Genomic DNA, 10,440 nt, shown 5'->3' with positions numbered 1-10,440 from the left:
GCCATGCCCGGCATGGGACTTTCCGGGGAACGCCCCTTGCCGAGCATGGCTCGGCACTACATGGTTGGCTGGCAATTTATTGCACTTGAAGAACGATGTTCTAACGCATTGCTGCAACGAAATGGCTAATGTCGCCAGCCAGATCGTCCCCAGGAAGACAGGTATGTCGGTAGTGCAGAGCTTGCGTGGTTGCTGTCTGTTGATGTGCTTGCTTGCAGAAGGGGTTTCGGCGCAGGAAGCGATGGACGTGCCTGCGGACGCCGGAGCGGCACCGATCCGCGATATGGACGCGGTCGTCGTCCATGGCGTGCAGCCCGGGCCTGGCTTGTGGCGGGCCAGCAAGGACGGGCATGTGCTTTGGATCCTGGGCACGGTGTCGCCCTTGCCCAACCAGATTGATTGGCGGGCCGATGAGGTGCGAGCGGTGATCGCACGCTCGGGGCAGGTGTTGCTGTCACCCGGCGTGGTGTTTGATGCTGACGTGGGCTTCTTTGGCAAGCTGGCGTTGGCGCCATCGATCTGGAAGGTGATGCGCAACGAAGACGGCGCGGAGCTGGGCGATATGCTGGCGCCGCCGCTGTATGCGCGCTGGCGTGCGGTGAAACAACGTTACCTGCCGCGCGATGGCGGGGTCGAGCGCAAGCGGCCGATGTTCGCCGCCGGTGAGTTGCAAGCGGCGGCGATGAAATCCATCGGCCTTGGTCAGAAGCCGGTGGTCTGGCCGGTGGTGGAAGCTGCCGCGAAGGCGGCGGGTATCACGCCAACCTCAACGAGTTGGAAGATCAAGATCGAGGACCCGAAGGCAGCGGTCCGCGAGTTCCGCGAGGGGGGCATGGATGATGCGGTGTGCCTGGAACGGACCGTGGACTTGGTTGAGAACGATCTGCCGACCTTGGTCGAGCGTGCGAATGCCTGGGCAATGGGCGATGTGGAGGCGTTGCGGCGCTCACCGTATGAGGACGCGGGTGCGGCCTGCATGCAGGCGATCACCCAGTCGGGTTTCGTGCGCAATCGTGGCTTCGGTGATCTGAAGGCGGGTGTGCGCCAGCATTGGTTGTCGATTGCGGAGACTGCCGTGCAGCGCAATGAAGAAACGTTTGCGATGTTGCCGGTGGATCGGTTGCTGGAAGCCGATGGCTATCTGGCAGCGCTGCAGGCGCGTGGGTATGAGGTTGAGTCGCCCTGAAGAGCAGTGCTGAGGTGGCAGCACGGAGCTGATGCAAGGACGGCGGGCACACACCAAGTAGCCCGGGTAAGCGGGAGCGCACCCGGGGCAGTTCGCGGTGATCTGAGAGGCCGCTGGAGAATGATTTGCCCGGGTGTGCTGCACTTACCCGGGCTACGGTGTTGCTGGTTTGTGGGAGCGGCGTAAGTCGCGAAGCTGGGATGGCGCGAGCAGCCAGTTTTCGTATCGCCGGATGGTGCTTTTGCTTCGCTGCTTACGCCGCTCCCACAAAGAAAAATCCGATGCCAGGGGGCTGGCATCGGATTTCGGGATAGTCGCAAATTGGAGTCCAGCTCAGCTCGCCGCACTCAACGGTGCCGTGCTGTCCTGCAGCTTCGGCCAACGCTTCAGGATGGCGACGCGAATACCTGCTGCATCAATCCCGGCCTCGGCCAGCAGGTCTTCGCGACTGGCGTGGTGCTGATAGCTGTCAGGCAGGCCGAGGTGCAGCATCGGCATCAGCACGGCTTCAGCGTTGAGCAATTCGGAGACGCCCGAACCAGCGCCGCCGGCAACCACGTTGTCTTCAACGGTGACAAAGCCGTCGTGCGTGCGCGCCAGCTCCAGCAGCATCGCTTTGTCCAGCGGCTTGATGAAACGCATGTTGACTACGCTCAGGCCGAGTTCGCGGCCAACCTGTTCGGCTGCCGGTACGCTGGCACCGAAGGCGAGGATGGCGACGCGGCTGCCTTGCACGCGCAGCTGCGCCTTGCCGATTTCCAGCGTGGACAGGTCTTTGCCAACGGCTGCACCGGGACCGGTGCCGCGCGGGTAGCGCACTGCCGCCGGGCCCTTGTACTGCAGGCCGGTGCTGAGCATCTGTCGGCATTCGGCTTCATCGCCTGGCGCCATGACCACCATGTTGGGCACGCAGCGCAGGTAGCTCAGGTCGAGATTGCCGGCATGGGTAGCGCCGTCCGGGCCGACAACGCCGGCGCGGTCGATGGCAAACAGCACATCCAGATCCTGGGTGGCGACGTCATGTACCAGCTGGTCGTAAGCGCGCTGCAGGAAGGTGGAGTAGATGGCGACCACGGGCTTGGCGCCCTGTGTGGCCATGCCGGCGGCCAATGTCACCGCATGCTGCTCGGCGATGGCGACGTCGAAGTAGCGCTGCGGGTATTCCTTGCTGAAACGCACCAGCCCCGAGCCTTCGCGCATGGCCGGGGTGATTGCCAGCAACTTCGGGTCGGCCGCGGCGGCATCGCACAGCCAGTCGCCGAAGATATCGGTATAGGTCGGCTTCTTGGGTGCGCCTTTTTCCGGCAGGCCCTTGCTCGGGTCGAACGGTCCGACGGCGTGGTAGCCGATCTGGTCGTCCTCGGCCGGCTCGTAGCCTTTGCCCTTGGTGGTCATGATGTGCAGCAGATGCGGGCCCTTGGCATCCTTCAGGTGCTTGAGGGTCGATACCAGCAGCGGCAGGTCATGGCCATCGATCGGGCCGGTGTAATGGAAGCCCATCTGCTCGAAGGCGGTGGACGGCACGAACATGCCTTTCCACTGTTCTTCCCAGCGCTTCACGAAGCGCGCAGGCGGGCTGTGGCGCTTGTCGCCGAGGATCTTCTTGCCGCTCTCGCGCAGGGCGTTGAGCGTGCGGCTGGCGGTTGCCCGGCCCAGCATCTTGGTCAGTCCACCGACGGCTTCGGAGATGGACATGTTGTTGTCGTTGAGGATGACCAGCACGTTCGGCTCGTCGTCCATGCCGCCTGCGTGGGCCAGCGCTTCAAACGCCATGCCGGCGGTCATCGCGCCGTCGCCGATCACCGCGATCACCTTGCGGTCATCGCCCTGGCGCTGGCGCGCGATGGCCATGCCCAGTGCGGCGGAGATCGAGGTCGAGGAGTGGCCGACGCCGAAGGTGTCGAACTCGCTTTCCTCACGCTTGGGGAACGGCGCAACGCCGTCCTTCTGCTTGACGGTGTGGATGCTGTCGCGACGACCGGTGAGGATCTTGTGCGGGTAGGTCTGGTGGCCCACGTCCCACACCAGCTGATCGACCGGGGTGTCATACAGATAGTGCAGGGCAACGGTAAGCTCGATCACGCCCAGGCCTGCCGCGAAGTGACCGCCGCTCTTGCCCACCGATTCGATCAGGTAGGCGCGCAATTCGCCGGCAATGGCCCCCAGTTCGCTCTCGTCGAACAGACGCAGGTCATCGGGAGTCTTGATGCGCGACAGGCGCGGATAGCTGGCAGAGTCGATCATGGTCTTCGCGTTTCACTCGAAACGGTATTTTCCCCGTCCGGAGAGGGTGGGGCAAGCAAAGCACATCATCAATCAGTGCCGGATGAGGTGGTTTGGCACCAAGCTGAAGGCCGTGTTCAGCCTGGATGACTGTTTCGCATGAATACGCGAGACCGCAGTGTGGGGCTCAGAGCCCGCGTTGCAAGGCTTTGCGCGGCAACTGCGACTTCAGGAAGGCCATCTGATCGGCGAGGATGTTGCGATTGGACAGGATCAGATGCTCGATCCAGCTGGGCCGGTAGGGCACCGCCAGCAGCGGCATGTTGGCCTGCGCCGGGGTGCGGTTGCTCTTGCGCGAGTTGCAGTGGAAGCAGGCGCTGACGACGTTTTCCCAGGTGTCCTTGCCGCCCTTGGAGACGGGCAGGACGTGGTCGCGGGTCAGCTGCGGGCGGCTGAAGTGCTGGCCGCAATACAGGCAGAGCTGGGCATCGCGCGCGAACAGTGCGGGATTGGTGAGGTTGGGCGTGGGGTCGATCGCGCGCGAGCGGGCGTGGCCACGCGAGGCGATGATCGGGTGCAGGTCCATGCCGCTGCGCAGGCCGGTCAGCCGCGATATTGCGCCGTGTACGTGCAGGCAGGGATCGCCCATGGTCCAGGCGACGGCGCCGCGTGCATACAGGCAGGCGGCATCCTGCCAGTTGATCCAGTCCAGCACGCGGCCATGCGCATCCAGCGACAGCAGTCGCACGGAGCCGAGGCGGTGCAGGGAGGGCGGAAGTGAAAACCCGTCTGTCGGAGCGGAAGTCCCGGCTCCGGTATCGATCAGACTACGCGGTGTAGTGTCTGTCTCCATCGGGTTAACAGCTTATACACGATGCGTGACAGTTTGTGTAAAGGCGGGTGGCGGCCGGCGGTTTTGTGGGAGCGGCGTGAGCCGCGAAGCTGGGGGTGTTTCGGACGCCTGAGAGCTTACCCCTCCCCAGCCCTCCCCTCCGCCTTCGGCGCAGGGGAGGGGACAGAAGCAGAAGCTGCCCTCACCCCAACCCCTCTGCCGCACGCGGGAGAGGGGCTTCAGGGTCGCAGGCTTTCCTGATCGTTCCCTTCTCCCGTTTGCGGGAGAAGGTGCCCCGAAGGGGCGGATGAGGGGAGCTTTGCCCTGCTTTTGCTGTTGGATCAGTCGCCGAAGCGGACCGAATCCATCGCCATCAGCGAGTCGGCGCCAGCGGCGATGCCGGCGGCGTGGCTCAGGGTGCGCGGCAGGATGCGGGCGTAGTAGAAGCGCGCGGTTTCCAGCTTGGCCTGCTTGAAGGCTTCCGGGTGGCTGGATGCCTGTGCGGCGACCACCGAACGGGCCCACCAGTAGGCCACGGCGATGTAGCCGCTGTAGAACAGGTAATCCCAACTCGCTGCGCCCAGTTCTTCCGGGTTGGCGGCGGCGCGCTGCAGCACGTCGATCGTCAGCTTGCCCCATTCCTTGGCCTTGCCGCCCAACACCGGCAGGAACTCGGCCACGGCAGGGTTGCTGGCATTGGCGGCGATGAACTGCTCGATCTCGGCCAGGAACAACTTCAGGCCGGCGCCCTGCGAGGCGGCGGTCTTGCGGCCGATCAGGTCCAGCGCCTGGATGCCGGTGGTGCCTTCATACAACGTGGTGATGCGGGCATCACGGGCGTACTGCTCCATGCCGTGCTCGGCGATGTAGCCGTGGCCGCCGAACACCTGCTGGCCGTTGTAAGTCGCCTCGATGCTCCACTCGGTCAGGCAGGCCTTGACGATGGGGGTGAGGAAGCTGACCAGCGTATCGGCGTCGGCGCGCGCCTGCGCATCGCTGCTGCTGTGTGCGGCATCGAGCTGGGTGTAAGCGTGTGCGGCGAGCAGGCGGCCACCTTCGGTCAGTGCCTTGGTGGTCAGCAGCATGCGGCGCACATCGGGCTGGGCGATGATCGGGTCGGCCGGCTTGTCTGGCTGCACGGCGCCCTTGGGGGCGCGCGACTGCAGGCGCTCGCGGGCATAGGCCAGTGCGCCCTGGTAGGCACGCTCGGACTGCGCCAGGCCCTGCACGCCAACGCCGAGGCGGGCGGAGTTCATCATCACGAACATCGCCTGCAGGCCCTTGTGCGGCTGGCCGACGAGGTAGCCCTGGGCGCCGTCGAAGTTCATCACGCAGGTGGACGAGCCGTGGATGCCCATCTTGTGTTCCAGCGCGCCGCAATGCAGTTCATTGCGCTCGCCCTGCTTGCCGTCGCGGTCGACCTTGTACTTCGGGGTGACGAACAGCGAGATGCCCTTCGGGCCAGCCGGGGCGTCGGGCAGCTTGGCCAGCACCAGGTGCACGATGTTGTCGGCGAGGTCGTGCTCGCCGGCAGTGATGAAGATCTTGGTGCCGGTGATCGAATAGCTGCCGTCGGCGTTCGGCTCGGCGCGGGTCTTGAGCAGGCCCAGGTCGGTGCCGGCGTGCGGCTCGGTCAGACACATGGTGCCGGTCCAGTTGCCGGCCACCAGCGGCTTGAGGAAGGCTTCCTTCTGCCAGTCTTCGCCGTAGTGCTTGAGCGCTTCAACAGCGCCGTGCGACAGCATCGGGAACAGGCTCCAGGCCAGGTTGGCCGAGGACACCATTTCGCTCAAGGCCATGCCCATGGTTTCCGGCATGCCCTGGCCGCCGAAATCCGGCGACGCGGTCAGGCCGGTCCAGCCGCCTTCGACGAACTGTGCATAGGCTTCCTTGAAGCCGGGTGCGGTGGTGACTTCGTTGGTGGCCTTGTCGAGCTTGCAACCGGTCTGGTCGCCCACCGCATTGAGCGGGGCAAGCACGCTGGTACTGAAGCGGCCGGCTTCTTCAAGCACCGCGTCGATCAGGTCGGCGGTGGCGTCTTCGAAACCCAACGATGCAAACAGGGACTCGGCCTTCAATACGTCGTGCAGGGCGAAACGGAGGTCGGTAACAGGGGCTTTGTAGTTGCTCATCAGACGGCTCTCGAACGATGCGGGAACGGATGGGGGATCAGCGCAGCACGCCGGGCAGGCCCGGTGCCTGGTTGAGGCTGTTGCGCGATTTGATGTCGAAACTGCGTTGCTTCTTTTCTTCCGGGGTGGCGCTGACGCTGCCTTCCAGTTCGTAGAACAGCGAGCGACCACCGGCCAGCGCATCGGCCACGACGATGCGCGCCGAGGACGATGGCTGCAGGCGGACCTTGATGACGTCGGCCGATTCCGGGCCGATCGACAGCGCCGGGCTGGCGTTGAGCGTGCCGGCGGCTTCATCGCCAACCTTCACTGCCAGCGACACGTTGTCGAAACGCATCGGCATCGAGCTGTAGTTGCGCAGGCGCAGTTCCACTTCCCAGTTGCCGTCGTTGCCGACGCTCAGCTGCTGGATGCTGGCAGCCGGTTCGGAGACGCGCTTCACCGGGCCATTGCCGCAGGCGGTAAGTACAAGTGCGAGTACGGCCATCAAGGCGTACTGGGGGCGAAAACGCATGGGGCGTGGTCCTCGGGTCCTGAGCTTATCTCCCAAGAATACTACGGCGTATGGCGGCCTGTTGGGTACAGGGCTGCCAGATCAGCCAATATGACGGAGGGATGGCGGAACCGGCGCGGTCATGCATCGAGTCATGCAGGGGGCAGAGGTTGCCGTCATTCGCGTCATTTTCTGGGGATTCATCAATGCGTTCATTCAAGTTGTTGCCGCTTGCAAGCGCTATCCGCGGCGGTCTGGCAGTTGTGGCGCTGTGCGCCTCCGTTCCGGCGCTGGCAGCGCCACCACAGTTCGATCTTCAGGCCGGCAGCATCGAGGATGTATTGCCGGAGTTCGCCCGCCAGGCCGGCGTGCAGATCATCGCCCCGGCGCATTCAGGTGGCGCCCAGCGCATTGAAGTGGCCGAGTTGAAAGGGCAGATGGAGCCGCGCCAGGCGCTGGCCCGTCTGCTCACCGGCACCGGCCTGAGCGTGGCCTCGGACGACGGCCGCACCATTACCCTGCGCGCGGCCACGCCGATGTTGGCCTCGCTCGGTGGATTGGGCGGTCTGGCCGCAGGGCAGGCTGCAGCTCCGGCTGCGCCGCAGGAAGCCGCTGAACCCGCGCCAGCAGCGGCCAGCCCCAGCGTCAGCACGCTGGACCAGATCACCGTGGTCGGCAGCCAGATCAAGGGCGCCAAGACCGCCGCGATCCTGCCGGTGGCGACCTTGCAGGCCGAGCAGATCGAGGCAACCGGCGCCGTGTCCGGCGACGAGTTGTACCGCTCCATCCCGCAGATGGGCGATGTCTCGTTCAGTGGCACCAATGGCGGCAACAGCTCCAACTACGCCCGCGGCGACATCGCCTCGGTCAACCTGCGCGGCCTTGGCGTCGGCAATACCTTGCTGCTGATCAACGGCCGCCGCACCGTGGTGCACCCCACCAGCCAGGCCGACGGCAATCTGGTACCGGTGCTGACCTACAACGCCAATGCGGTGCCGGTGTCCAACCTGCGTCGCGTTGAAGTGCTGCTGGACGGCGCGGCCGCCATCTACGGCACCGATGCGGTGGCTGGCGTGGTCAACAACGTCCTGCGCGATGACATGGACGGTGGCACCATCAGCGTGCAGAAGGGCTTCGGTGAAGGCACCGACCTGCGCGATATCGGCGTCAACGGCATGTGGGGCAAGAACTCCGAAGACCTGCGCTCCAACATCACCATCGCCTTCAATTACTACAACACCACCGGCTTGAACTCGCTGGACCAGGACTGGACCAAAAACGGTAACCGTGCGGCCGACTTCCTCGGCACGCCGTTTGAAGGCCTGGCCGGCACCGACAACCGCAACACCAACAGCCCGTGGGGCAACTTCACCGTGGTTGGCCCGCGCGTGTCGCAGAACGGTACTTGGTTGACCACCACCGCCGGTGCCTTCCATGTGCAGCCCACCAGCAACAGCGGTTGCGCGGCGACCATTGCCGATGGCCTGTGCGTGCAGTCCGGCAGCAAGGCGACTTCCGGTGCCGACGCCAACCTGCGCGACAACCAGCAGGGCCAATATCCGCTGTCGATCAGCCCGGATGTGCGTCGTTTGAACCTGTTCGTCACCGGCAAACATGATTTCGATAACGGCTTGTCGTTCTTCAGCGAGGCTGGCATCTACAACTCGCGCGCCTACAGCCTGCAGAACGGCGTCAACACCATCACCGCCTTGCCGATGACGGTGGCAGCCAGCAACTACTGGAACCCCTTCGGCGCGATGTACCTGCCCGACGGCTCGCTCAACCCGAACCGCCTGCAGGGTTTGAACATCGACGCCAACGGCGTGCCGGTGACCATCACCAGCTACCGCTTCGAGCGGCCGACCCGCATCGAGGTCAACAACACCCAGGTGCGTGCCTTGGCCGGCCTGCGTGGCTTCCACTACGGCTTTGACTGGGAAAGCGCTGCGCTGTACTCGGCAGCCAGGGTCAAGGACACCCAGGATGCAGTGAGCATGTCGCTGTTCCAGCAGGCCCTGGCCAATCCAACTGCGTCGGCCTACAACCCGTTCTGCGGCGGCTGCAATGACTGGGACAAGCTGGACCAGTTCTTCTACAAGGCGCAGCGCCAGAGCAAGACCGAGCTGTTCCTGTGGGACTTCAAGGCCTCGCGCGCGGATCTGTTCAAGACCTGGGCCGGCGATGTCGGCATGGCCGCGGGCCTGGAAGTGCGCCACGAAACCCAGCGCGATGACCGTGATGCACGCGTCGATGGTTCGGTGACCTTCACCGATGCGATCACTGGCGTTGCCTATCCCAGCGACATGTACGGCGTCAGCCCGACCCCGGACACCTATGGCTCGCGCACTGTCGCGGGTCTGTTCGCCGAGTTCTCGGTGCCACTGGTGTCGCCGGAAATGAACATCCCGCTGGTGCGCTCGCTGGACCTGCAGGTGGCCGGCCGCGCCGAGCGCTACAACGATTTCGGCAATGTCGCCAAGCCGAAGCTCGCGCTGGGCTGGCAGGTGTTTGACGGACTGACCCTGCGTTCGTCCTGGGCCAAGGGCTTCCGTGCGCCCAACCTGGAGCAGATCAACGCCACGGTGGTCAGCCGTTCCAACACCCGCACCGACTACATCCAGTGCGAGGCGGACAAGCGCAGCGGTGCACAGCCGGCGTTCGCCAACTGCGGCGGCTACAGCTACTCCACCACCGCGCGTCGCTCGGGCAACCCGGACCTGAAGCCGGAAACCTCGACCAACACCAGCGCCGGCCTGGTCTTCCAGCCGCGCTTCATCCCGGAAAACTACGGTCGCTTCACCTTCGCCGTCGATTACTACAAGTACGAGCAGGAGGGCATCATCGGCCTGTTCGGCGAAGGCAATGCGCTGATCCTGGACTACATGCTGCGCCAGCAGGGCGGTAGCAACTCGGCGGTGGTGCGTGCAGATGCGACCGCTGACGACATCGCCCGCTTCGCCGGCACCGGTCTGGCTGCTGCCGGCAAGGTGCTGTACGTCACCGACCAGTACGTCAACCTGGAGCCGCAGACCCTGCGTGGCGTTGACTACAACTTCAGCTGGAACTCGCCGGAAACCGCGATCGGCCGCTTCGATCTTTCGGTTACCGGTACCCACCTGATCGAGTTCTACCGCCAGCGTTCGCCGGCACTGCAGGCGCTGGAAGATGCCAAGTCCGCAGGACTGGTGGATCCGTCGATCCGCATCACCGGTGGCGGTGACCTGATCGGCAATGGCGGCAACCCGGAATGGAAGTGGTCCGGCACGCTGACCTGGCGTTACCAGCAGCTGTCGGTGGGCGCGAGCGCGCGTTATGCCAGCTCCTACGTCGAGAATGGCCTGACCCTGGCCGATGGCACGCCGTGGACGGTGAAGTCGCAGACGCTGGCCAATGCCTTCGTCAAGTACGACTTCGCACGCGAAGGTTGGCTCAACAACGTGGCGGTCAAGGTCGGTGCCAACAACATCGCCAACAAGCGCCCGCCGATCTCCGACGATGTGTTCGGTTACCCGTCGGGTGTCTACCAGGCCAACCCGCGCTACTGGTACGTCAACGTGAGCAAGGCGTTCTGATG

6 protein-coding genes are annotated in these 10,440 nt (G+C 64.7%); 2 read left to right on the top strand and 4 right to left on the bottom strand.

Annotated features, from left to right (window positions below; all coding sequences use genetic code 11):
* Nucleotides 1-241 precede the first annotated feature (241 nt).
* A complete protein-coding gene (locus QMX78_RS04080) occupies nt 242-1,186 on the top strand; it encodes a TraB/GumN family protein (protein ID WP_282266791.1) in 945 nt (314 codons plus the stop codon).
* 333 nt (nt 1,187-1,519) lie between these two features.
* Here the strand turns inward: QMX78_RS04080 and dxs are convergent, their stop codons facing one another.
* The 4 genes from dxs to QMX78_RS04060 all read right to left on the bottom strand — a co-directional run bounded on the left by dxs (nt 1,520) and on the right by QMX78_RS04060 (nt 6,887).
* Nucleotides 1,520-3,430 carry a 1-deoxy-D-xylulose-5-phosphate synthase gene (gene dxs / locus QMX78_RS04075; RefSeq protein WP_282266790.1) on the bottom strand — a complete coding sequence of 637 codons (1,911 nt, stop codon included), beginning with the start codon at nt 3,428-3,430 and terminating at the stop codon, nt 1,520-1,522.
* Between the two features lie 166 nt (nt 3,431-3,596).
* The gene (locus QMX78_RS04070) at nt 3,597-4,262 is read right to left on the bottom strand and encodes an HNH endonuclease (RefSeq protein WP_282266789.1); all 666 of its coding nucleotides are present in this window, start codon (nt 4,260-4,262) and stop codon (nt 3,597-3,599) included.
* A gap of 320 nt (nt 4,263-4,582) precedes the next feature.
* Nucleotides 4,583-6,373, bottom strand: coding sequence for an acyl-CoA dehydrogenase C-terminal domain-containing protein (locus tag QMX78_RS04065; protein WP_282266787.1), 1,791 nt, complete (start codon nt 6,371-6,373; stop codon nt 4,583-4,585).
* 37 nt (nt 6,374-6,410) lie between these two features.
* Complete coding sequence (locus QMX78_RS04060; RefSeq protein WP_282266785.1) at nt 6,411-6,887, bottom strand: LEA type 2 family protein; 477 nt, start codon at nt 6,885-6,887, stop codon at nt 6,411-6,413.
* Between the two features lie 185 nt (nt 6,888-7,072).
* On the opposite strand from QMX78_RS04060, the gene QMX78_RS04055 reads away from it, so the two are divergent.
* A complete protein-coding gene (locus QMX78_RS04055; protein ID WP_282266784.1) occupies nt 7,073-10,438 on the top strand; it encodes a TonB-dependent receptor in 3,366 nt (1,121 codons plus the stop codon).
* Nucleotides 10,439-10,440 lie beyond the last annotated feature (2 nt).

Origin of the sequence: Stenotrophomonas sp. PS02298, assembly GCF_029959445.1 — a bacterium.
GTDB lineage: Bacteria > Pseudomonadota > Gammaproteobacteria > Xanthomonadales > Xanthomonadaceae > Stenotrophomonas.
This window is presented reverse-complemented; position numbering and strand designations above follow the sequence as displayed.

Bases quoted from the DNA above. Each gene is read 5' to 3' on its own strand.
- QMX78_RS04080 (WP_282266791.1), top strand. From the start codon at position 242: ATGGACGTGCCTGCGGACGCCGGAGCGGCACCGATCCGCGATATGGAC.
- dxs (WP_282266790.1), bottom strand. From the start codon at position 3,430: ATGATCGACTCTGCCAGCTATCCGCGCCTGTCGCGCATCAAGACTCCC.
- QMX78_RS04070 (WP_282266789.1), bottom strand. From the start codon at position 4,262: ATGGAGACAGACACTACACCGCGTAGTCTGATCGATACCGGAGCCGGG.
- QMX78_RS04065 (WP_282266787.1), bottom strand. From the start codon at position 6,373: ATGAGCAACTACAAAGCCCCTGTTACCGACCTCCGTTTCGCCCTGCAC.
- QMX78_RS04060 (WP_282266785.1), bottom strand. From the start codon at position 6,887: ATGCGTTTTCGCCCCCAGTACGCCTTGATGGCCGTACTCGCACTTGTA.
- QMX78_RS04055 (WP_282266784.1), top strand. From the start codon at position 7,073: ATGCGTTCATTCAAGTTGTTGCCGCTTGCAAGCGCTATCCGCGGCGGT.